Origin of the sequence: Faecalibacterium longum (genome assembly GCF_040094125.1) — a bacterium.
GTDB classification, from domain to species: Bacteria; Bacillota; Clostridia; order Oscillospirales; family Ruminococcaceae; genus Faecalibacterium; species Faecalibacterium longum.
On record NZ_JBBNIH010000149.1, the window covers coordinates 1 to 23,383 of the forward strand.

Sequence of the window (23,383 nt, forward strand, 5' to 3'; positions counted from 1 at the left end):
CGAGGGGAGGCTTTGGCATTCCGTAAAGCTTTATCTCTTCGCCAGAGGCTCCCCTCGCTAGGGGAGCTGTCGAGCGATAGCGAGACTGAGAGGTTGTTCCTACGCTGAAAGATACCTACGGAATAAGGGAAATGGAGAGTTTTGCTATGACTGAGTTCAAGCCCATCAAGGAAGGCAAGGTCCGCGAGATCTACGACAACGGCGACAGCCTCATCATGGTCGCCACCGACCGCATCTCTGCATTCGATGTTATCTTAAAGAATAAAGTCACCAACAAGGGCAAAGTGCTGACCCAGATGAGCAAGTTCTGGTTCGACTACACTCGCGACCTGCTGCCCAACCATATGCTGAGCGTGGACGTGAAGGAGATGCCCGAGTTCTTCCAGCAGCCCCAGTACGAGGGCCGCAGCATGATGTGCCGCAAGCTGACCATGCTGCCCGTCGAGTGCATCGTCCGCGGCTACATCACCGGAAGCGGCTGGGCCAGCTACCAGAAGACCGGCAAGGTCTGCGGCATCCAGCTGCCCGAGGGCCTGAAGGAGTCCGAGAAGCTGCCCGAGCCCATCTACACCCCCTCCACCAAGGCTGAGATCGGCGACCACGACGAGAACATCTCCTACGAGCAGAGCATCGACGTGCTGGAAAAGCTGTTCCCCGGCAAGGGTGAGGAGTACGCCACCAAGCTGCGTGACTACACCATCGCTCTGTATAAGAAGTGCGCTGAGTATGCCCTCTCCCGCGGCATCATCATCGCCGACACCAAGTTTGAGTTCGGTCTGGATGAGGAGGGCAACGTCATCCTCGGCGACGAGATGCTGACCCCCGATTCTTCCCGCTTCTGGCCGCTGGAGGGCTACGAGGCCGGCCACGGTCAGCCCTCCTTTGATAAGCAGTTCGTCCGCAACTGGCTGCTGGCCAACCCCGACAGTGATTATGACCTGCCGCAGGACGTCATCGACAAGACCATCGCCAAGTATGAGGAAGCCTACGAGATGCTGACCGGCAAGAAGCTGTAAGCACTTCCATAAATTCAACAGCTGCCGCCCGCTTTGTGGAAAACGAAGCGGGCGGTTTTTGTGCGGAAAAGTTTTTCCTCTTGAACGGCGCAGTGGGCAGTGTTACAATAACACAAGTAATGGGCAGAGAAACGGCCCTTTGTGTGAGAAGAGAGTGCCGCGCGGACGGCGAAAGGAAACAGTCAAATGGAGATCAGCACGCGGGAAAAGACCTTGCAGATCGTCAGTCGATACGTTATCATCACCCTGAGTATCAGCATCATGACCATCGGCGTATACTTCTTCAAATTCCCCAACAACTTCGTCTTCGGCGGCGTGACCGGCGGCGCGGCCCTTGTGGCAAAGCTTACGCCTCTGTCGGCCTCAGCTTTTTCATCCTGCGCCAATATCCTCCTGCTCATTCTGGGCTGGATATTCCTCGGCAAGGATTTTGCCATCAGCACCGGATGGGCTACCGTCGTCATGACGGCAGAGCTGGCCCTTTTTGAAAAATATGTTCCCCTCAGCGGCCCCCTGTCCGACCAGCCCATGCTGGACCTGGTCTTCGCCATCGCCCTGCCCGCCATTGCGTCGGCTCTGCTCTTCAACGTGGGCGCGTCTTCCGGCGGCACCGATGTCGTCGCCCTCATCCTGAAAAAATACGCCCATATGAAGAACACCGGCGAGGCGCTTTTTATCACCGACCTCGCCATGGTGCTGGCAGCCTGCTTCGTCTTCGACCTCTACACCGCTCTCTACTCTTTCGTGGGTCTGACGGTCAAGAGCCTCGTCGTCGATGCCGTCCTCGAGCAGATGAAGATGTGCAAGGCCATTCTCATCATCTGCGACGACAAAGACCCCATCTGCGACTTCGTCATGCGCAAGCTGGTGCGCGGTGCGACCTATACGCCCTGCTACGGTGCCTACACCGACCGGCCCCACTACATGATCTATACGACCCTCACCCACCGCGAGGCATTGCAGTTGCAGGCATTTATCCATAAGGAAAACCTCAACGCCTTTATCTCGATGCTCAGCACCACCGAGGTGTTCGGCAAGGGCTTCAATCACGCATAAACAGAATCGAACCTTACAGGGCACCTTCGTTGATCTGATTGGACGGCGAGGGTGTCTTTTTATCTGCGTTTTTGCCACTCAGCTCTTCGCGGAGCAGCTTGGTCAGGGCCAGCGTCGCCTTGGAGCGGTAGTCGGTGGTGGGGGAGAGCAGGGCCAGCCGGAGGTAAAGCCCCTGCGATCCCAGCGAGAGATAGACGACATCCGGCTCTTCGACGATGCAGGAGCGGTAGGTGAAAGCCAGAGCAAGGCCAACCCGTGCCATGGATGCGGCAAATGCGGCGGTGATGTTGTCGTGCTTCGATTTCAGTCGCAGGCCGTAGGCTTCGAACGCACTTCGGATCAGGTGACCCAGCATGGTATCCTTGCCGCTGAGGATGCACTCATGGCGGGTGACTTCCTCCATCGAGACGCGGAGCCGCCCGGTCTCGTCCATGTGGGCCTGCTGTAAGATCGGGTGGTCTTTGGTGGCGACCAGCAGCACCTCGTCCCGGTAGAGGTATTCCATCTGGATGCCCTCGGTGCTGACGATGGGGTAGGCGGAGAGCGCAAGGTCCAGCTCGCCCTCCCGGATCTTCTCCACCAGATTCATGCTGTTGCCCTCGTAGATGTTGATGGTAGCCCGAGGGTTCTGGTCGTAGAATTTTTTCAGGATGGGCGGGATGACATAGCTGCCGCGGAAGGAGCTGACCCCGAAGAACACGGTGCCGCCGACGGTGTTCTCGTTGTCCCAGAACTCCTGCTGGGCCTGCTGGTACTCTTTTAAGATGTGCTTAGCGTGACTCAGAAAAACCTTGCCGGAAGGGGTGGGGCGGATACCCTTGTTGGTGCGCACGAAGATGGGGGAGCCAAGCTGCGCCTCGAACTGGCGCAGGAATTGGCTCAGGCTGGCCTGCGCGATGTACAGCCGCTCGGCGGCTTTCGAGATGCTTTGCTCTTCGGCAAGGGCGTTCAGATAGTATAGTTCGCGGAGATCCATGACAATTCCTCCAAAAACGACAGAAATTTCTTTTTTTCTATCGGTTTTGCCTATAGGGGCTATTATAAAAACAGGACTTTTCCAATCACAGAAATGATTATATACTAAAATCACCAGAACTTCAACTGCAGATGAGGATTCTTTTGTACAGGATCATGATGGAAAAGAGGTAAAACATGAGCGTATATCCAATGAAGGGCGTTATTGATATGCACGTCCACACCAATCCGGATCTTCGACTGAGAGCGTATGACGATCTGGAGCTGACGGATGCCGCGGTCAAGGTGGGCGCAAGAGCCATTGTCATCAAGACCCATCAGGGTACAACGATGGATCGGGCTTATCTGTGCAACCGTTATAACAAGATCGTCCATGGCGACAACGACTTTACCATGTTCGGCAGCATCACCCTGAACCATCCGGTCGGCGGCCTGAATCCGGCGGCGGTCGAGGTCGCGCTGAAGCTGGGAGCCAAAGTGGTCTGGCTGCCGACCCAGCACGCCCAGAACCATCTGGCAAAGTTCGGCAAGAACCCGGACGATGGCGTGAAGGTGACCGAGAATGGAAAAATTGTTCCCGAGATGAAGGACATCTTCCAGCTGGTCAAGGATTATGACGCAGTACTCGGCACGGCGCATATTTCCCCCGAAGAGAGCTTCATCGTCTGCGATGCAGCCCGCGCTGCCGGTGTCAAGAAGCTGGTCGTCACCCATCCGGAATGGTGGGTCGTCGACATGAGCATCGAAGACCAGAAACGGATCGTCAAGGATTACGATGTTCTGCTGGAACGCTGCTATGCACAGAACATGGGCGGCGGCAAGTACAAGAGCAATCTGCCCGAAAACCTCGAGGTCATCCGTGAGGTCGGCTATAAGAACGTGCTCATCAGCACAGACGGCGGTCAGACCGAGAATCCTCACTGGGAGATCGCAATGCAGCAGTATCTCCAATATCTGTCGGATCATGGTGTGCCGGACGACCAGATTTACTACATGTCGCATACCATTGCGGCAGGCTTGCTCGGCATCGAGTAACGCCGAAGAAGTGGAATAAGGAGGATGTTCCATGCAAAGTGCTGTTATTATCGCTGCCATCGCACTGGCAGTCTTTCTTGGCTATAAAACCAAGATCAATACGGGTTTCTTCTGCATTGTATTTGCATATTTTATCGGCTGTTTCTGGCTGGATCTCAAGCCGAAAGCTCTGATTGCATTCTGGCCGACGAACACGATGTTCGTCATCATCTCCGTTTCGTTGTTCTATAATGTTGCAGCAGCCAATGGCACACTGGAAAAGATTTCCCGCTCGCTGCTGTATGCCTGCCGTAAATTCCCGGGAATGCTGCCATATGCACTGTTCGCCGTTGCTGTCATCCTGTCGGTCATGGGTGCAGCGTACTTCACGGTTCTGGCATTCCTCGCTCCCATCACGCTGCTCATCTGCGAAGAGTCCAAGATGGACAAGCTGACCGGTGCAGTCGCCATCAACTGCGGCGCATTGGCGGGCGGTGATTTCCCGACGGCTGCGCTTGGCGTTATCTTCCGTGGTCTGATGGACAGCTCCTATGAGGCAGCTCCCGAACTGGAAGCCATTGATTCTTTCGTGACCTGCCTGAAAATGTTCGGTCTGGCAGTCCTGTTCTCTCTGATCCTCATTACGATTTTCCGTTTTGCACTGCCTGCAAACCGCAACATCGGCAAAGATGTCAAGTTTGAAAAACCGGAAGCATACACCACCGCACAGAAGCAGACGCTCTATCTCATGGTCGCGATGATGGCAGTCGTTCTGGTTTTCCCGCTGCTCAAGCTGCTGATCCCCGGCAATGCGGTCATCAAGCTGGTTGCAGGAAAGATCGACGTCGGCTTGGTCGCATTCGTCTTCGCTGTCATTGCGCTGCTGATGAAGCTTGCTCCGCAGAAGGAGATCATCGCTCGTGTTCCTTGGAATACTATCCTGATGATCGCCGGAGCTGGTATGCTGATCGCCGTTGCAGTTGAGGCTGGAACCATTGACCTGCTGTCCAACTGGATCGGCAGCAACGTTCCGACCTTCCTGGTTCCGATCGCATTCAGTCTGGTCGGCGCAGTCATGAGCTTCTTCAGCTCTACCACCGGTGTTGTCTGCCCGGCTCTGTTCCCGCTGATCCCCGGTCTGTCCGCAACGACGGGTCTGGGCGCGGTCAATCTGTTCACCTGCACGGTTCTCGGCGCGCAGAGCAGTGCAATCAGCCCCTTCTCTTCCGGCGGTTCCCTGATTCTGGGTTCCTGTGGCAATGAGGAAGAGCGCAGCAGCCTGTTCAACCGTCTGCTGTTCGTCGCAACGCCTATCAGCATCGGTGTTGCAGCTATATTCAACCTCATCGTTTCTATGGTTCTGTAAAAGTCTGATTCACTCCGGGGAGGGGAGGCTCCCCTTTTCCGGAGTGCCTTTTTGAGAGAGTATAAGAACGCAAATGTGTGAAAAAAGGAGAGCACCATGCTGAAATTATACGATAACGGGATCTACCTCGTAAACGGCGAGACCATCTGCTCCTGTCCTGAGGAAGTGGCCCAGAAGACCGGCCGCACCGTAGACGCAAAGGAAGCTGAGAAAGGCACTATGGCCTACGGTATCCTGCAGGCCCACAACAAGAGCGGTGACCCCGACCAGCTGCAACTGAAGTTCGACTCGATGACCAGCCACGACATTACCTATGTCGGCATCATCCAGACGGCCCGCGCTTCCGGCATGAAGCAGTTCCCGCTGCCATACGTCCTGACCAACTGCCACAACAGCCTCTGCGCTGTCGGCGGCACCATCAACGAGGACGACCACAAATTCGCCCTGTCCGCCGCTCATAAATACGGCGGCATCTACGTCCCTACCAACATGGCCAACATCCACAGCTACAACCGTGAGACCATGGCCGGCGGCGGAAAGATGATCCTCGGCTCCGACTCCCACACCCGCTACGGTGCACTGGGTACCATGGCGGTCGGCGAGGGCGGCGGCGAGCTGGCCAAGCAGCTTCTGGGCCGCACCTATGACTTCGCTCGTCCGCAGGTCATCGCCATCTACCTGACCGGCAAGCCCCGCCCGGGCATCGGTCCCCACGACGTGGCTCTGAGCATCTGCGGTGCCGTCTATAAGAAGGGCTATGTCAAGAACAAGGTCATGGAGTTCGTCGGCCCCGGCATTGCCGGCCTGCCCATCGAGTATCGCAACGCCATCGACGTCATGACCACCGAGACCACCTGCTGGTCCTCCATCTGGGTCACAGATGAGGAGACCCAGCGTTACTACACTATCCACGGCCGTCCGCAGGACTTCAAGAAGCTACAGCCTGCGGAGGTGGCCTACTACGATGGCTGCGTCTACATCGACCTGAGCACCATTGAGTCCACCATCGCTATGCCGATGCACCCCTCCAACACCTACACCATCCACGAGCTGCAGGCCAACGCTGCCGACATCCTGCACGCTGTACAGGAAGAGGCCAACAAGCAGATCAAGGGTGCCAAGATGAATCTGGACAGCAAGTTTCACGATGGTGCCATCTGGGTCGATCAGGGCGAGATCGCTGGCTGCGCCGGCGGCACCTTCGACAACATCTGCGCCGCTGCCGACATCCTGCGGGGTCAGAGCTGCGGCAACGGTGCCTTCACCCTGAGCATCTATCCGGGTTCTATGCCCGCCCTGAGCGAACTGCTCAAGAATGGCCGCGCAAGCGACCTGGTCAACGCCGGTGCCATCATGCGCGAGTGCTTCTGCGGCCCCTGCTTCGGTGCAGGCGACTGCCCGGCCAACGGCGAGTTCTCCATCCGCCACACCACCCGCAACTTCCCGAACCGCGAGGGTTCCAAGCCGGGCGAGGGTCAGATGTCCAGCGTGGCACTGATGGACGCACGTTCCATCGCCGCCACCGCAGCCAACGGCGGCAAGCTGACCGCTGCCACCGATCTGGACGTGGAGTATACGAACCCTGAGTACCACTACAACGCCTCCCTGTACGAGAAGCGCGTTTACAACGGCTGGGGCCATGCCGAACCGGATGCCGAGCTGCGCTTCGGCCCGAACATCAAGGACTGGCCCGAGATGCCTGCCCTGACCGACGATCTGCTGGTCAAGGTCTGCTCCTACATCACCGACCCCGTCACCACCACCGACGAGCTGATCCCCTCCGGTGAGACTTCTTCCTATCGCTCCAACCCCGAACGTCTGTCGGAGTTCGCTCTGAGCCGCCGCGATCCCCAGTACGTCTCTCGTAGCAAGGTCATGCGCCAGATCGAGCGCGACCGCGAGGCGGGCAAGGCCCTGCCCGAGGAAGTCCTGAACGTCTATGCTGCCCTGACTAAGGCTGGTGTGAAGAACGATCCCGCCCACACCGACATCGGCTCCACCATCTTCGCCAATATGCCCGGCGACGGTTCCGCCCGTGAGCAGGCCGCTTCCTGCCAGCGTGTCATGGGTGCATCCGCGAACTTTGCCAAGCAGTACGCCACCAAGCGTTACCGCTCCAACTGCATCAACTGGGGCATGACGCCCTTCCTCGTAGAGAACCCCGAGGTGTTTGAACTGGGCGATTACATCTTTGTGCCCGGTATCCGTGAGGCCGTTCTCGAGAACAAGGCCAGCTTTACTGCTTACGCCGTCAAACCGGACGGCACCGTGACCGCCTTCCCGGTCTCCACCGGTGCCCTCACCGAGCCGGAGCGTCAGATCATCGCCGACGGCTGCCTCATCAACTACTATCGGAACAACCAGTAAGCAACCATTCTCCCAGAGAATGGTTCAAGATTGGATCTGACGATTTTACAAACGTCTGGTCTTAAGGTATCATAGTTTCAGAGTCGGTCTGCTGCTCTCCGAAACCGGGGAACGGTGGATCGGCATTGTGGTGGCTCGGAAACTATGCCAAAATGGAATATGTCTTGTGTACAAGAGAAATTTTTGGCGATTCTTAACGAATATTAAGACTGACGCTATGCCTTTTGTAAGATTGTCCGATTATGATAGAACCATCAGGAGCGGCGCAGTGAGGCGCTGCCCCGCAAGTACGGTATAACGATTGAAGAAACCACCTGCCAAGGAGGAAAAAAGCATGGAGATCAAGAAAGCAGCCACGGCTGGCACTCTGGAATCCAGCGACTGCATGGTGACCGTCGAGCCGGGTGAGGGTAAGATCGATTTCTCCCTCGAAAGCTCCGTCATCCATCAGTACGGCAACCAGCTGCGCAAGGTCGCACTGGAGACCCTGAAGAATCTGGACATCGACAACGTCCGCATCACCATCGTGGACAAGGGCGCACTGGACTGTACCCTGAAGGCCCGCATCGAGGGCGCGGTGTTCCGCTCTGTTGACCAGTATGAGAATCTGCCTTGGGGAGGTGCCATTCGATGAATAATCCGAACAAGAAGCGCCTGCGCCGCACGATGATGTTCCTGAATGCGCAGAAGCCCGGCCTCATCAAGGACCCTTACATCTATAAGGCTGACTCCCTGATGCTGGACCTGGAGGACGCTGTCGCCGAGAACCAGAAGGATGTCGCCCGTTTCAGCCTGTATCACGCCCTGAAGACCGTGGATTACCGCGGCGCAGAGCGGGTCGTCCGTATCAACGGTCTGGACACTCCCTACTGGCGTGAAGACATCCGTGCCTGCGTGGCCGGCGGCTGCGATTCCATCCGCATCCCCAAGACCGAGCACGCCGAGGATGTCCACCGCGTGGCTGCTGCCATCGCCGAGGACGAGAAGACCTATGGCCGTCCTGAGGGCGAAGTCCTCATCATCGCCGCTCTGGAGTCTGCCCGCGGCGTCATGAACGCTCTGGAGATCTGCGAGAGCGATGAGCGCCTGTTCGGCATCGCACTGTCCGGCGGCGACTACACCAAGGACCTGCAGACCCACATCACCGGCACCGGCATTGAGCTGATGGGTGCCCGCCAGCAGATGATCATTGCAGCCCGCGCAGCAGGCGTGCAGTGCTTCGACACCGTCTTCACCGACCTGAAGGATATGGACGGCTTCCGCAAGGACGTCGAGAACATCCACCTGATGGGCTTTGACGGCAAGTCCATCATCAACCCCCGTCAGATCCCCATCGTCCACGAGATCTTTACTCCCACCCAGAAGGACATCATCTTCGCTGAGAAGGTCGTCAAGGAGATCGACTCCAAGAAGGCACTGGGCATCGGCGTCTTCACCGTTGACGGCAAGATGATCGACATCGCCTTCTACGACGGTGCAAAGCGCACCATCGATCTGGCAAAGGCATCCGGCGTGTATAAGGGGGATTTGTAATTATGTTGAACGCAGTCGGCAGAGAAATTCCCGAAGAGATCCTCGAGCGCACCGGCAAAGAGGTCTTCCAGGGCAACAATTATAAAGACGGCAAGGCTTTCCAGAAGGCCAGCCCGAAGGTCACTCCCGTGATGCGCAATGACCACGACAAGATGGTCAAGGACATCCACGAGGCCCTCGTCAAGTGCAATGCCCACGACGGCATGACCGTCTCCTTCCACCACCACTTCCGCGAGGGCGACCTCGTGGTTTGCATGGTCATGGAAGAGATCCACAAGATGGGCTTCAAGAACATCACCCTGAGCGCAAGCTCTCTGGGCAAGGCTCATGACGCCCTCGTCCCCATGATCGAGGACGGCACCATCGTCAACATCGAGTCCTCCGGCGTCCGCGGCAAGATCGGCGATGCCATCTCCCACGGCAAGCTGAAGGGTCTGGCTACCATGCGCAGCCACGGCGGCCGTGTCCGCGCCATTGAGACCGGCGAGACCCATGTGGACATCGCCTTCATCGGCGCACCCTCCTGCGACGAGTACGGCAACTGCTCCGGTATGGGCGGCAAGACCAACTGCGGTGTCCTGAGCTATGCTTACGTGGACGCTGAGATGGCTGACTATGTCGTCGCTGTCACCGATTGCCTCGTGGACTACCCCAACTACCCCGCAGAGATCAACCAGACCAAGGTGGATTACGTCTGCGTCGTGGACCAGATCGGCATCCCCGAGAAGATCGCTACCGGCGCTGCAAAGCCCACTACCGACCAGCGCAAGATCCTGATGGCAGAGTACTGCACTCAGGTCGTTGCAAACACCCCCTACTTCAAGGACGGCTTCTCTTATCAGACCGGTGTCGGCGGCGCATCCATCGCCTCCACCATCTCCCTGAGCAAGATCATGGAGGAGAAGAACATCCATATGGGTCTGGGCGTCGGTGGTCTGACCAAGCCCATGTGCGAGCTGCTTGACCGCGGTCTGGCCCGCAAGCTGGTCGATACGCAGGACTTCGACCTGGACGCTGTCAACAACGTCACTTCCAACCCCAACCACTTCCCCATCTCTGCTGGCGAGTACGCAAGCCCGATGAACAAGGGCGCTTTCGTCAACAAGCTGGATTACGTCATCCTGGCCTCTCTGGAAGTGGATACCCACTTCAACTGCAACGTCGTCGTCGGCTCCGATGGCATCATCACCGGCGCACAGGGCGGCCATCCCGATACCGCACAGGGTGCAAAGTGCACCATCGTCATCGCTCCTCTGCTGCAGGGCCGCATCCCGGCCATCTGCACCGACGTGACCACCGTCACTACCCCGGGCGAGAGCGTAGACATCGTCGTTACCGACTACGGCGTGGCCGTCAACCCCAAGCGTCCTGACCTGCTGAAGGCCCTGCAGGACGCTGACTGCGTGCCTCTGAAGACCATCGAGGAGCTGCGCGACATCGCCTACTCCATCGTCGGCGAGCCTGAGAAGGTCCAGTTCGGTGACCGCATCGTGGGCATCATCGAGGCCCGCGACGGCACTGTCATGGACGTCGTCCGCGAAGTCAAGCCTTTCTCTTTCCGCGAAGATTGAGTGATATAGCGTAAAAGCGGGAATGTGGCTTGCCAACCACGCTTCGGAATGGATTCACGGAGATTCCTTCGCTCTTCTCACCCCCGCTTTTGCGGCTAAATATGCACACAAACTTCATGCGATTCTCCTTTTTCAAGGTTTTGTGTTTTATACCGGCATAAAACCAAAGGTCCGCTCCCTGCACCGCGCGCAGGAAGCGGACCTTCTTTTGTTGTGGGGAAGCGAAACGCTTATTTACGGCACGAACCGATAGCCGACGCCGCGGATGGTGATGATGTGCTGGGGCGTGCGGGCGTTGTCCTCGATCTTGCTGCGCAGGCGGTTGATGTAGACCATGATGGCGTTGTCGTCCACAGCGATGAGGTTGCCCCATATCTGCTCGTAGATCATGTCCTTGGTGAACACCTGCTGCGGGTGGCGCACGAAGAGCAGCAGCAGGCTGCGCTCTTTCTCGGAGAGGTTCAGCTCTACATTGTTTTTATAAAAGCGCATGGTGGTGGTGTCGCAGAGGAAAGGCCCGCAGCTGATCTGCTGGTTGTTCTCCTGCGAGAAGCTCTTGCTGCGGCGGATGAGGGCCTTGACCTTTGCGCCCAGAATCTGGGGACGGAAGGGCTTGGTGACATAGTCGTCGGCGCCCAGCGAGAGGCCGTACATGAAATCGTAGTCCTCGTTGCGGCCGCTGATGATGATGACCGGTGTAGTGACGCCGTTGCGCCGGATGGTCTGGATGACATCGAATCCCTCCATGTCGCCCAGCGTGATGTCCATCAGGATCATATCCAGCGTGCTGCTCTGCCGCGCGATGAGGTCCAGCGCCGCCGCGCCGCTGTTGACGACGAGAGGGTCCATCTCATTGCTTATCATAACTTTCGATAAAAGTTTGCAAATTGCTGGATCGTCGTCTACAATAAGAACATGATACGACATGATAACTCCCTGCACTTTTCTGACCGGAAAATTTGTTTCAATTATGATAAATAAAATTATAACATTTTTAGACAGGAAGAGCAAGACCGCCCCAAAGGAGGACTCGATATGAAGGAGAACGCCCCGAAAAAGACATGGTTCCAGACGCTGCGCACCCTGTGGGCGCCGCTGGCCATCGGCGTCGTCACGGTAGCCGCACTGGCTGTCGTGGTGGGTATGGTGTGGAAGGACTACCGCACCGCCATGATGGACAGCCAGACCCAGCAGATGGAGCTGGTGGTGCAGAGCACCGCCGACAGCATCCGCGTTCTGCTGGAAGAATACGCCGACCGGCTGGACTCCATCGCCGGAAAAGCGGAGGCCAGCAAAGCGTTCCGCCCCACGGTGGCCCGGAGCGATACCATCCGGGACGTCTGGCTGGAAAACAGCAGCGGCGAGGTCATCTACAGCTGCTACGGCCTCAGCGCCGTCTGCGATGTCCTCATCACCCGGACGGAGGACATCTCCTACTGGCAGTACCACAGCGGCGGCGAGCACTATCTTGTGATGAAGAAGAAGGTCGGGAATGAGACAGCCTGCCTCGTGGTGGACTCCACGGTCATGTATCAGCAGCTCATCTCGGAGATCCATGTCGGCAGGAACGGCTACATCATGATAAAGAATGACGATAACCTTGTGGTCATGCACCCCGAAGCCGTTCAGTGGGGCATCAAAGTCGTGGAGGGCCGCCAGCGCATCTATCAGGGGAAGGAACTGGACATGAGCAGTCTGAGTGAGCTGCTGCGCGCTCAGCAGAAAGAGGAATTCGGCACACTGGACTACTACTCCTACTGGTGGGCCGACCCGGATCTGCCCCGGGTGCATAAGATAAGCGCCTTTCGTCATCTGGACGTGGGGGGTAGCTTCTGGATCGTCAGCGCCGTGGTGGACTACGACGATTTCTACGAGCCGGTACAGCAGAGCTTCGTGAAGGTGGTCCTCATCTTCGGCGGCGTGGCGCTGGTGCTGGTGCTCTTCATGTTCCAGATGTTCCGGCTGCAGGAGCGTGACCGCCGCAGCGCGACCGAGATCAGCAATCTGAAGACCCTGAACCAGACCCTCGAAGAGCTCCACCGCAGCGAAGAGTCGCTGGCCCACGGCCAGCGGCTGCAGATGATGGGGACCCTCACCGGCGGCATCGCCCATGAGTTCAATAACTTCCTGACCCCCATCACCGGCTATGCCGACCTCATTATGGCCGACGCCGACCCGGGCAGCGAGATCTATGACAACGCGATGGAGATCAGCGAGGCAGCGCAGAAGGCACAGGAGGTCGTGAAACAAATTTCCTCCATGAACCGGAAAAACGTGGAGACGGTCTACGACGCCGTGTCGGTGGAGGGACTGCTCCATCGAACCCGGAAGCTGGTGGAGACGAACTGCCCGAAGAACGTGGAGCTGAAGGAAGAAAATGAGCTCAGCGGCGAATGCGTTCTGGGCAATGCGACCCAGCTGCAGCAGGTGCTGCTGAACATCAGCATCAACGCCATCCACGCCATCGGCACCGAGGGCGGAAAGCTGACCATCCGGGGCAGTGTCGTGCCGCGCAGTGAGCTGGCGGCGCTCTTCCCGGAAGAGAAGATTTCCGAGGAATGGTCGAGCTACGTCTGCCTGAGCGTCACCGACACCGGCTGCGGCATGGACAAGGAGACGATGCAGCACATCTTCGAGCCCTTCTTCACCACAAAGAAGACCGGCGAAGGCACCGGCCTCGGCCTTGCCCTGGCTGACCAGATCATCCGCACCCACCGGGGCCGTATCCGGGCGGAGAGCACCATCGGCAGAGGCACGACCTTCTATGTCTATCTGCCAGTGCTGGAACAGCAGCAGGAGCGCGAACAGCTGCAGTGGGGCGTGGACAGCAAGCTGCGCATTCTTGCGGCGGACGACAACAACAAGGTCCTCGACCTGCTGGACAAAGACCTCAGTGCGCTGGGCCTGAGCGTGTCCACCTGCTCCCGCCGGGGCGAGCTGCGCCAGCTGCTGGAGCAGCAGCCCTTCGACGTCCTTGCCATCGACGAGAGCCTGATGAGCAGCAGCGGCGTGGATTTCTGCATGGCAATCCGGGGCCGCTACCCGGGCATGACCCGCATCGTGATGACCAATGCCCCCACAAGGGAGATCGTGGACGCCCGCAGCCACGGCGTCATCGACGGCTATGTGGTAAAACCGGTGTCGGCGTCTACGCTGCTGGCCCAGATACGGAACAGCCGGAAAGAATAAACAACGCAAAAGGCGTCCGAAAGGACGCCTTTTGTGTTGCACTCTATTGTATCCAACCTTCCATACACAATCTTACAGGATATTAAGGAATTTCTTAACAAACCGTAACGAGAAGGGCTTTGGGCTGTAAGTTTGAGTCTGTATACTGGAACCATAACGAACGGGAATGATTCCGGAGGATAAAACGGAATGCATCCCCGGCAAATGAAAAAAGGAAAGGAAGTACAAACCCATGAGTGATACGATCCTCGCTCTGCTCGGCTTTGCAACGGTGATTGCGGTCATCGTCCTGCTGCTGCGCAATGTCACGGTCCCTGCACTGGCATTCGTCAGCGTCTCGACCATCACCGCAGCCATTCTGGTGGCTACCGGTGCTTTCACCCTGGATGAAATGGCTGGCTTTATCAAGGAGGGCGTCAAGGGCGTCCACGGTACGGCTGTCCTGTTCATCTTCTCCGTCCTGTTCTTCGGCGTCATGACCGATGCAGGCATGTTCGACAAGATCATCGGTGCGCTGATGAAGAAGGTCGGCAACAACGTCGTCGGCGTTGCTCTGATGACCTGCCTCATCGCCATCATCGGCCATCTGGACGGCGGCGGCGCTTCCACCTTCCTCATCACCATCCCCGCCATGCTGCCCGTCTACAAGCGCCTGCACATGCGCCGTGAGACCCTGCTGCTCATCTGCGTCACCGCAATGGGCGTCATGAACCTAATGCCCTGGGGCGGCCCCACCATGCGCGCTGCAAGCGTCATCGAGATGGAACCCAACGACCTGTGGTTCCAGCTCATGCCCATGCAGATCGTCGGCCTGGTGCTGGCTGTCGGCACCGCCATCTTCTGGGGCCTGCAGGAGAAGAAGCGCATCGCAAAGCTCGGCGATGCCATCGTTGCTGAGGACGCCGGCAAGTACGACGACTCCGACGACGGCAAGAAGGATGAGGCTCTGGCTCGTCCCCAGAACTTCATCTTCAACGTCATCCTGACTCTGGCCGTCATCATCGTGCTGGTTCTGGACATCTTCCCCTCTTACTACGTCTTCATGGTCGGCTGCGCTCTGGGCATTCTGGTCAACTACCGCGGCAAGAAGCTGCACAGCTCCATCATCAAGAGCCACGCTTCCGCTGGCCTGAGCATGGCTTCCACCATCCTGTGCGCCGGTGTCTTCCTCGGTGTCCTGAGCAAGAGCGGCATCATGGAGAAGATGGCAGTCGTCATGGCAAGCTTCATCCCGACCTCTCTGGGCCGTTTCCTGCCCATCATCATCGGCATCCTGAGTGTGCCTCTGGCTCTGCTGTTCGATACCGACTCCTACTTCTACGGCCTGCTGCCCGTTCTGGTCAGCGTTGGCAACCAGTTCGGCGTCAACCCGGCTCACATCGCCATCGCAATGGTCGTCTGCCGCAACTGCGCTACCTTCATCAGCCCGGTGGCTCCCGCTACCTATCTGGGCATCGGTCTGGCCGGTGTCGAGATCAAGGACCACATCAAGTACTGCTTCGGCTGGCAGTGGGGTGTTTCCATCGTCTGCCTCGTCGCTGGTCTGATCCTCGGCGTCATCCACTTCTGATAAACTGAGCTCCCGCCCGGCTGCCCTTCGTTGGACGGTCGGGCATTTTTGCAGGATACTTTTTACCACTTTTTTCCAAGGAGGCTGCTGCAATGCGTGAGACCCCAGTCTGCACCGCGGCCGATGCCATCTACAAGCTGGCGGCGGGCAATCTGAAATATCTGAACGCGGAAAACGGGAGCGGCGATATTTCCCGCCGTATCCGGATGTCCACCTGGGCGAAGGGCCAGTCGCCCTACGCCATCATCGTCACCTGTTCGGATTCCCGGGTCATCCCGGAGAACATCTTCTCGGCGGGCATCGGTGAGCTGTTCGTCATCCGGCTGGCGGGCAACGTCATCGACGACCACCAGCTGGGCAGCATCGAGTACGCGGCCGGCCATCTGGGCTGTCGGCTGGTGGTGGTGCTGGGCCACACCCACTGCGGTGCAGTGGATGCCGCCATCAACCACGAGTCCTCCGGCTATATCCGCTACATCACAGACGAGATAAAGAAGGCCATCGGGGATGAAACGGACCCCTACAAGGCCAGCTGTCTCAATGTCCGGCACAGTGTGCAGGAGATCGAAAAGAGCCTGTGCATCCATAACATCGAGGAGGAAACGGGCCTGCGGGTCGTCGGTGCGATGTACCACATCGAGGACGGCAGCGTCGAATTCCTGTAAGGAACTCCCAGCATTGCGGCGGAACGGCCCTTTCCCAGACCGGGAAAGGGCCGTTTCCTGTGTTTGACAATCGACGGCTGTCAGTTTATACTAACGCTGAAAAAGCTGATACAACAGGAGGACAGGACAATGGTTCAGGTAGACCTTATCACAGGATTTCTCGGGGCAGGGAAGACCACCTTCCTGCGCAGATACGCGGCATGGTGGGCCGGGCAGGGCGTCAAAGTCTGTGTGCTGGAAAACGACTTCGGCGCGGTGAACGTGGACGCCATGCTCCTGCAGGACCTCGAGGCGCAGGGCGTGGAGCTGGAGACCATCAGCGGCGGCTGCGACTGCGACACCCACCAGCGCCGGATGCGGACAAAGCTCATCTCCATGGCCATGCGGGGCTTTGAGCGGGTCATCGTGGAGCCCAGCGGCATCTTTGACGTGGACGAGTTCTTCGACGTGCTGCGGGACGAGCCTCTGGACCGCTGGTATCAGCTGGGCAATGTCATCGCCATCGTGGATGCTCTTCTGCCGGAAGAACTTTCCCCGCAGGCAGAATATATCCTCGCTTCCGAGAGTGCATGGGCGGGCAGTGTCCTCCTGAGCCGCTGTCAGCTGGCCTCTGACGCGCAGAAGCAGGGGGCAGAAGCCCATCTGGCCTGTGCGCTGGAAGCCTGCAAGTGCTCCCGGAAGTTCGGCCCGGAGGAGATCATTGCAAAGGACTGGGCCGATTTGACCGGCGACGATATGGCCCGCATCGCAAAGTGCGGCTGCCGGCAGGCCAGCTGCGAAAAGCTCCACTTCGACGCGCATGATGCTTTCACCTCGGCCTACTTCCTCGAGCTGGGTCTGCCCCGTGCTCAGCTGGAAAAGAACATCCCGTCCCTCTTCACCGACCCAGCCTGCGGAAATGTCCTCCGTGTGAAAGGCTTCGTGGAGGATGATGGCCAGTGGTATGAGCTGAATGCTGCCGCCGCCGGTCTGACGGCAGCCCCCATCCCGCAGGGACAGCAGGTGCTCATCGTCATCGGCGAGGGGCTGGACAAGGCCCGGCTGGAAGAAGACTTGAGACAATGAGTTTTCCACAATGGAACAGATAATTGTGCAATATTGATTGCGCCGACCCTCCTGCAGCGTTATAATAGAGAAAAATAAATCAGGAGGCCGTTTCATGAGCATTTCGACCACCCAAAAGCCGACCACCCGCCGCATCGTGGGTATGGTGGTGGGTATTGTCATTATTGGTCTGGGCATCGCCCTCTTCAAGCAGTCCCATCTTGGCAACGACTCCATCAGCGCGCTGAATATGCGCCTCGCCGAGCTGCTGGGCATCTCGCTGGGCGTGCAGAACGTCGCCACCAACATCCTCTTCTTTGCGCTGGAATTCTGGTTCGGGCGCAAGTACATCGGCCTTGGCACCTTCGTCAACGGCATCGGCATGGGGTTCATCATAACCTTCTTCTACGACCCCATTGCCGCGGCCTTCGGCCCGGCAGCGTCCCTGCCGGAACAGCTGGTGTGGGTGGTGCTGGCCGTCCTTGTGACGGCGCTGGGCGCGTCCCTCTACCAGACGGCTGACCTCGGCATCGCGCCCTACGATTACCTCTCGCTGGGTCTGCGGGACTACACGCACTTCCAGTACTTCGGATGCCGCGTCTTCACCGACGCCTTCTGCGCCCTGCTCTGCTGGCTCCTGGGCGGTCTCGTGGGTCTGGGCACCCTCATCTGCGCGTTCTGCCTCGGACCCTTCATCCAGTTCTTCAACGGCCTCGTCTCCGAGCGGGTTCTGCAGTATAAGCCCGAAAAAGCATGAGCATAACGAAAAAGACATCTGCCGGCGGCAGATGTCTTTTTTGTATCTTACTCGAATTTGAACAGCGGCGTGCCGGTGGAGACGATGCCGCCCGCGATGATATGGAGCTTTGGCAGGTCGTCGGCGTTGGTCACGATGACGGCGCTCTCGGTGGAGAGCCCGGCGGCGCGGATGGCGTCGAGGTCCACGTTCAGCAGGGGCGTTCCGGCTTTGACGGCCTGTCCTTCCCTGACCAGCGGGGTGAAGCTGCTGCCCCGCAGGGCGATGGTGTCCATCCCGATGTGGATGAGCAGCTCGATGCCCTCGGTGCTTTCCAGCCCCATAGCGTGGAGGGTGGGGACGATGGAAGTGACCTTCCCGTCGAAGGGAGCGTAGACCGTGCCGCCGGTGGGTTCGATGCCGCAGCCCGGGCCGAGGATGGCTGCGGCGAACGTCTCGTCCGGGAGCTGTTCCAGCGGGAGAACGATGCCGTCCATGGGGGCTTTGACGACCATCTTTTCACCGGAGAACCGCGTCTCTTCCGCAGTCTTTGCCCTGCCGCCGAAGAGCCTGTCCAAAAAGCCCATAGAGAAAACCTTCCTTCCACTCATGTTTCTTTCAAAGATAGCATACTGACGCCCCAAAAGCAACCGGCGTTTCGCATAAAATGGAGGGAAAAGTTTTGGCAGTTACATCAGAGCGATGAGCTGCTCGATCTCTTCCATCTTAGTGGCCCAGCTGGTGGCGATGCGGACGACGGTGTGGCTGTCGTCGAACTTCTCCCAGAAGCCGAACTTTGCCTTGCCTTCCAGCGCGGCCAGCTGGGTGTTTTCCAGCACGACGAAGAGCTGGTTGGTGGGGGAGTCCATAAAGAAGCGGTAGCCCTTGGCGGCGAGGCCCTTCTTGAGGGCGTTGGCCGTCTCGATGGCATTGCGGCTGATGCGGGTGTAGAGGTCGTCGGTGAAGAGAACGTCGAACTGGATGCCCATCAGGCGGCCCTTGGCCAGCAGAGCGCCCTGCTGCTTGACCATGGTCATGAAGTGGGCCGGTGCGCCGTGGGGGAAAACCACGGCCTCGCCGCAGAGTGCGCCCACCTTGGTGCCGCCGATGTAAAAGACGTCGGTGAGCCTGGCGAGGTCGGCCAGGGTCACATCGGTGCCTTCGCTCACCAGCGCATAACCCAGACGTGCGCCGTCCACGAAGAGGGGCATATGGTAGGTGTGGCAGACGGCGGACAGGGCCTCGAGCTCAGCCTTGCTGTACAGGGTGCCGTACTCGGTGGGGTGGGAGATATACACCATGCCGGGGAAGACCATGTGGTCGTGGTTCGAGTCGGCGTAGAAGGTCTTGCAGAAATCCTCCACCGTGGCGGCATCCAGCTTGCCGTTCTTCTGGGGCAGGCCGATGACCTTGTGGCCGGTGAACTCGATGGCACCCGCCTCATGACCGGCCACATGGCCGGTGGCGGCGGCGATGACGCCCTCCCAGCGGCGGAGCATGGAGGCGATGACGATGGAGTTGGCCTGGGTGCCGCCGGAGATGAAGAAGACGTCTGCCTCGGGGCAGGCGCAGGCGGCGCGTATCTTCTCTTTTGCGCTGGCGCAGTAGGGGTCGGTGCCGTAGCCGGACACCTTCTCGAAGTTCGTTTCCGTCAGCTTCTGCAGGATGGCGGGATGCGCACCCTCGCAGTAGTCGTTCTCAAAATACAGCATATTCTTTCCCTTTCCTTTATTACGATAAAGAAGATGATTCTATTGTGAGCCAGAAACGCACTTTTGTCAACCCTTTGGAACCACGGAAAAATGTCCACCCTTTGCTGTATCTTTAATTTATTTGTGGTATACTTTTACAGTATAACCGAATATAGATCGGGAGGGACAGCAAATGAAGCAGATGCTCCGGAAAAAGGACGTCTGGGTACTTTTGGCGGCGCTCATCGGGGCGTTCGCCTGTGTGACGCTCATCCAGTTCATCAGCGGCCGCATCGACGGTGTGGCCTCGATGGTGTTCCTGCTGGCGGTGTTTTTTGTTTCCATGTACACCGACGGCTACTGGTGGGGCGTGGCCGGTTCTGTCATCAGCGTGCTGGCGGTCAACTTCGCGTTCCGCACGCCCTACTTTGCCTTCAACTTCACCATCCCGGAGAACATCTTTTCCGGCGTGGTGATGCTGGTGGTCTCCTTTATGACGAGTACCCTGACCACCCGCATCAAAAAGCAGGAGCAGCTGCGGATGGAGAGCGAGACAGAGAAGATGCGGGCCAACCTCCTGCGGGCTGTCTCCCACGACCTGCGCACTCCGCTGACGTCCATCTACGGGGCCTGCTCTACGGTCATCGACAACTACGACTCGCTGGGCCGGGAGCAGAAGATAAAGCTCCTTTCCGAGGCCTGTGCCGACGCCCAGTGGCTCAACCGGATGGTGGAGAATCTGCTCTCCGTCACCCGCATCGACGCCGACGGCGTCGCCATCCAGAAGACGCCCACCGTGCTGGAAGAGCTGGTGGATACGGTGCTGGTGCGGTTCCAGAAGCTCCACCCCGGCGTACCGGTGGAAGTAAAGCTTCCGGATGACTTCATCGTTATCCCGATGGACTCCATGCTCATCCAGCAGGTGCTGACGAACCTTTTGGAAAACGCGGTGCTCCACGCCAAGGGGATGACCTGCCTGACGCTGCGGGTGTTCACGCTGGGGCAGCGGGCAGTGTTTGAAGTCATTGACAACGGCTGCGGCATCCCGAAAGAGCGGCTCAAGACCCTCTTCACCGGCACGACCCTGACGCAGGATACCTCGTCGGGCGGCAAGCACGGCATGGGCATCGGGCTGTCGGTATGCGCGGCCATCATCAAAGCCCACGGCGGCGAGATAAAGGCCGAGAGCACGCCCGGCGAGGGTACGACCATCCGGTTCTGGCTGGAGACCGAAGAAGTGGATACGGAGGAAACAGAGGATGAGCAATAATAAATTCAAGGTACTTATCATCGAGGATGAGGCGAACATCTGCAGCTTCATCCAGACCCTGCTGGAGACCAACGGCTATCAGGCGCTGGTAGCCCAGACCTGCGTGATGGGCATGACCATGTTCATCTCCTATAACCCGGACCTCGTCATCCTGGACCTCGGCCTGCCCGACCGGGACGGTCTGGACGCGATCCGCTCCATTCGGCAGAAGTATCTGACTCCCATCATCGTCCTGTCGGCACGCACCACCGAGCAGGATAAGATCGAGGCCCTCGACCTCGGTGCCAACGACTATATCACCAAGCCCTTCGGCACCGGTGAGCTGCTGGCCCGGGTGCGGGCTGCGCTGCGGGTGAACCGCTATGGCGGCGGGAGTCTGCCCGGCGGGGTGTTCAGCGCACAGGGCCTCACCATCAACTACGAGCGCCGCAAGGTGTTCGTGGACGGGCAGGAGGTGCGCCTGACCCAGACGGAATACAACATCGTGGCTTTCCTGTCCGAGCACGCCGGGCGCGTGATGACCTATGCGGCCATCGTCCGGGCCATCTGGGGCGACACGGACGCCAGCAGCACCAAGAAGCTGCAGGTGAATATGGCCAATATCCGCAAAAAGCTGGGCAGCCGCCCGGGCAGCAATACTTATATCCTCAACGAGCTTGGCGTCGGCTATCGGATGATAGAAGAAGACGCAAAGCCTCTGGAACCTGCGGAGGAGACGAAATGACACTGGCGCTGAGCCTGTTTGTCCTGTTTTATATTTTGATGCTGGCGGTGCAGCAGTACCGCCCCTGGGTCGCGCTGGGCGGGGCCGGGGCGTTCCTGCTGCTGGGAAAGCTGGGCGTGTATGATTTCACGCTGGCGGACGCCGCCCGGGCCGTAGACTTCAATGTCCTGCTGATGATGGCGGGAATGATGGGTACGGTCTTTCTTTTTATCCAGAGCAAGATGCCCGCCCGGCTGGCCGAAGAGCTCATTGCCCATGTGCCGGATGTCCGGTGGGCTGTGTCGGTGCTGGCTTTGCTGGCGGGGTTCATCAGTGCCTTTGTGGACAATGTGGCCACCGTGCTGATGGTGGCTCCGGTAGGGCTTGCCATCGCCCGGCGGCTGAAACTGTCGCCGGTGCCGGTGCTCATCGCCATTGCGGTGTCGTCCAATTTACAGGGCGCGGCAACGCTGGTGGGGGACACCACGAGCATCCTGCTGGGCGGCTTTGCGGGGATGAATTTCTTCGATTTCTTCTGGATGGAGGGTCGGCCCGGCATCTTTTGGAGCGTGGAACTGGGAGCGCTGGCCTCGCTGGGGGTGCTGTTCTGGCTGTTCCGGGACCAGCGCCAGCCCGTCCATGTCACGGTGGAAACGGAGGTGGAGGACGACGTCCCCACGGCGCTTCTCCTGCTGACGGTAGGTTTGCTCATCGCGGCGTCCTTCCTGCCTGAGCCTTCTGGCGGCGTGCTGCATCTGCTCTATACCTTGCGCAGCGGGCTCGTCTGCATGGGGCTGTGCCTCTTCGGTGCCGCCCGCGCCTGCTGGCGCAGCCGCTCCCTGAAGCCGCTGGCCGAGACGTTCCGGGCGCTGGACTATGACACCCTGCTGCTGCTCTTCAGCCTCTTTATTCTGCTGGAAGGAGTGAGCAGGGCGGGAGTCATCGACGCGGCGGCGCAGCTGTTCCACTCCGCAGCCGGAGACGAGCCGCTGCATCTTTATCTGCTGCTGGTGGCTGCGTCGGTGGGGCTGTCGGCCTTCATCGACAACATCCCCTATGTGGCGGCTATGCTGCCGGTGGTGCAGGGCGTCGCCGCCCTCATGAACGGCGGCGCGGGCATTGAGCCGGAGCTGTTCTACTTCGGTCTGCTTACCGGCGCGACGCTGGGCGGCAACCTGACCCCCATCGGCGCGTCAGCCAACATCGCGGCCATCGGTATTCTCCGCAAGAACGGTGAGACTGTTCGTACCCGGGACTTCCTGCGCATCGGTGTGCCGTTCACGTTGGCAGCGGTCCTCGTGGGGGCGGGGAGCCTCTGGCTGTTCTGGGGCATCTGAGAAAATTCAGGAAAAACTGCAAAATAAGAAGCGTGGTCTGGCAGACATCTGCCCCGGCAGTAGGCATCACCGGGGCAGATGCCTGTGTTTTTGCGCGCAGGGACGCAAGATAAAATATGCGGAAAAGAATGCAAAAACTTTTTTGAAAAAACGCTTGACTTTCCCGCTTTCCGTGGTATAATAACTATCGTTCCGAGCCGAATGGCAGCGAACAAAACAGAATATGCGGATATGGCGGAATTGGCAGACGCGTTAGATTCAGGTTCTAATCGGGGCAACT

At 58.7% G+C, this 23,383-nt stretch carries 21 protein-coding genes; 17 read left to right on the forward strand and 4 right to left on the reverse strand.

Features of this window, described 5'->3' with window-relative positions; genetic code table 11:
- Positions 1–146 precede the first annotated feature (146 nt).
- Together AAAU26_RS09195 and AAAU26_RS09200 are read left to right on the forward strand one after the other, a co-directional pair.
- Entirely contained in the window at positions 147–1,016 is an 870-nt protein-coding gene (locus AAAU26_RS09195) for a phosphoribosylaminoimidazolesuccinocarboxamide synthase (RefSeq protein ID WP_149793646.1), read from the forward strand.
- Positions 1,017–1,202: 186 nt separating this feature from the next.
- Positions 1,203–2,072, forward strand: coding sequence for a YitT family protein (locus AAAU26_RS09200; RefSeq protein WP_207676933.1), 870 nt, complete (start codon positions 1,203–1,205; stop codon positions 2,070–2,072).
- Between the two features lie 13 nt (positions 2,073–2,085).
- Here the strand turns inward: AAAU26_RS09200 and AAAU26_RS09205 are convergent, their stop codons facing one another.
- Complete coding sequence (locus AAAU26_RS09205) at positions 2,086–3,048, reverse strand: LysR family transcriptional regulator (protein ID WP_207676934.1); 963 nt, start codon at positions 3,046–3,048, stop codon at positions 2,086–2,088.
- Between the two features lie 176 nt (positions 3,049–3,224).
- On the opposite strand from AAAU26_RS09205, the gene AAAU26_RS09210 reads away from it, so the two are divergent.
- The 6 genes from AAAU26_RS09210 (at position 3,225) to citF (ending at position 10,898) form a co-directional block, all read left to right on the forward strand.
- Positions 3,225–4,082 carry a DUF6282 family protein gene (locus AAAU26_RS09210; protein ID WP_158396295.1) on the forward strand — a complete coding sequence of 286 codons (858 nt, stop codon included), beginning with the start codon at positions 3,225–3,227 and terminating at the stop codon, positions 4,080–4,082.
- Positions 4,083–4,113: 31 nt separating this feature from the next.
- Positions 4,114–5,427, forward strand: a complete 1,314-nt coding sequence (locus tag AAAU26_RS09215; protein WP_227618684.1) for an SLC13 family permease — start codon at positions 4,114–4,116, stop codon at positions 5,425–5,427.
- Positions 5,428–5,523: 96 nt separating this feature from the next.
- Complete coding sequence (locus tag AAAU26_RS09220; RefSeq protein WP_227618683.1) at positions 5,524–7,794, forward strand: hydratase; 2,271 nt, start codon at positions 5,524–5,526, stop codon at positions 7,792–7,794.
- Between the two features lie 334 nt (positions 7,795–8,128).
- Entirely contained in the window at positions 8,129–8,428 is a 300-nt protein-coding gene (gene citD / locus AAAU26_RS09225; RefSeq protein WP_158396300.1) for a citrate lyase acyl carrier protein, read from the forward strand.
- Complete coding sequence (locus tag AAAU26_RS09230) at positions 8,425–9,327, forward strand: aldolase/citrate lyase family protein (protein WP_158400153.1); 903 nt, start codon at positions 8,425–8,427, stop codon at positions 9,325–9,327. Before citD ends, AAAU26_RS09230 begins: the two co-directional genes overlap by 4 nt.
- Positions 9,328–9,329: 2 nt before the next feature.
- A complete protein-coding gene (citF, locus tag AAAU26_RS09235; RefSeq protein ID WP_227618682.1) occupies positions 9,330–10,898 on the forward strand; it encodes a citrate lyase subunit alpha in 1,569 nt (522 codons plus the stop codon).
- Positions 10,899–11,132: 234 nt separating this feature from the next.
- Here the strand turns inward: citF and AAAU26_RS09240 are convergent, their stop codons facing one another.
- Positions 11,133–11,825, reverse strand: a complete 693-nt coding sequence (locus AAAU26_RS09240; RefSeq protein WP_149793652.1) for a response regulator transcription factor — start codon at positions 11,823–11,825, stop codon at positions 11,133–11,135.
- A 108-nt stretch (positions 11,826–11,933) separates the two neighbouring features.
- Here AAAU26_RS09240 and AAAU26_RS09245 point away from each other — a divergent pair, with 108 nt between their 5' ends.
- The 5 genes from AAAU26_RS09245 (at position 11,934) to AAAU26_RS09265 (ending at position 18,123) form a co-directional block, all read left to right on the forward strand.
- The gene (locus AAAU26_RS09245) at positions 11,934–14,087 is read left to right on the forward strand and encodes an ATP-binding protein (protein ID WP_227618681.1); all 2,154 of its coding nucleotides are present in this window, start codon (positions 11,934–11,936) and stop codon (positions 14,085–14,087) included.
- A gap of 232 nt (positions 14,088–14,319) precedes the next feature.
- Positions 14,320–15,657: a CitMHS family transporter gene (locus tag AAAU26_RS09250; protein ID WP_227618680.1), complete on the forward strand. Its 1,338-nt coding sequence runs from the start codon at positions 14,320–14,322 to the stop codon at positions 15,655–15,657.
- Positions 15,658–15,749: 92 nt separating this feature from the next.
- Positions 15,750–16,322: a carbonic anhydrase gene (locus AAAU26_RS09255; protein ID WP_227618679.1), complete on the forward strand. Its 573-nt coding sequence runs from the start codon at positions 15,750–15,752 to the stop codon at positions 16,320–16,322.
- A 129-nt stretch (positions 16,323–16,451) separates the two neighbouring features.
- Positions 16,452–17,387, forward strand: a complete 936-nt coding sequence (locus AAAU26_RS09260; protein ID WP_227618678.1) for a GTP-binding protein — start codon at positions 16,452–16,454, stop codon at positions 17,385–17,387.
- A 94-nt stretch (positions 17,388–17,481) separates the two neighbouring features.
- Positions 17,482–18,123: a YczE/YyaS/YitT family protein gene (locus tag AAAU26_RS09265; protein WP_158396311.1), complete on the forward strand. Its 642-nt coding sequence runs from the start codon at positions 17,482–17,484 to the stop codon at positions 18,121–18,123.
- Between the two features lie 47 nt (positions 18,124–18,170).
- On the opposite strand, the gene AAAU26_RS09270 is transcribed toward AAAU26_RS09265, so the two are convergent.
- Positions 18,171–18,689: a PTS sugar transporter subunit IIA gene (locus AAAU26_RS09270; protein ID WP_227618677.1), complete on the reverse strand. Its 519-nt coding sequence runs from the start codon at positions 18,687–18,689 to the stop codon at positions 18,171–18,173.
- 102 nt (positions 18,690–18,791) lie between these two features.
- Positions 18,792–19,814, reverse strand: a complete 1,023-nt coding sequence (locus tag AAAU26_RS09275; protein ID WP_227618676.1) for a threonine aldolase family protein — start codon at positions 19,812–19,814, stop codon at positions 18,792–18,794.
- A 172-nt stretch (positions 19,815–19,986) separates the two neighbouring features.
- Between AAAU26_RS09275 and AAAU26_RS09280 the strand changes: the two genes are divergently transcribed.
- From AAAU26_RS09280 to AAAU26_RS09295, 4 genes are all read left to right on the forward strand, one after another.
- Entirely contained in the window at positions 19,987–21,063 is a 1,077-nt protein-coding gene (locus AAAU26_RS09280) for a sensor histidine kinase (RefSeq protein ID WP_158396317.1), read from the forward strand.
- Positions 21,053–21,787 (forward strand): response regulator transcription factor, encoded by a 735-nt coding sequence (locus tag AAAU26_RS09285; protein ID WP_149793662.1) that lies wholly within the window; start codon positions 21,053–21,055, stop codon positions 21,785–21,787. Before AAAU26_RS09280 ends, AAAU26_RS09285 begins: the two co-directional genes overlap by 11 nt.
- A complete protein-coding gene (locus AAAU26_RS09290; protein WP_149793663.1) occupies positions 21,784–23,103 on the forward strand; it encodes an ArsB/NhaD family transporter in 1,320 nt (439 codons plus the stop codon). Before AAAU26_RS09285 ends, AAAU26_RS09290 begins: the two co-directional genes overlap by 4 nt.
- An 84-nt stretch (positions 23,104–23,187) precedes the next feature.
- The coding region (locus AAAU26_RS09295; protein WP_349181028.1) for a hypothetical protein at positions 23,188–23,383 on the forward strand (196 nt) is incomplete at its 3' end.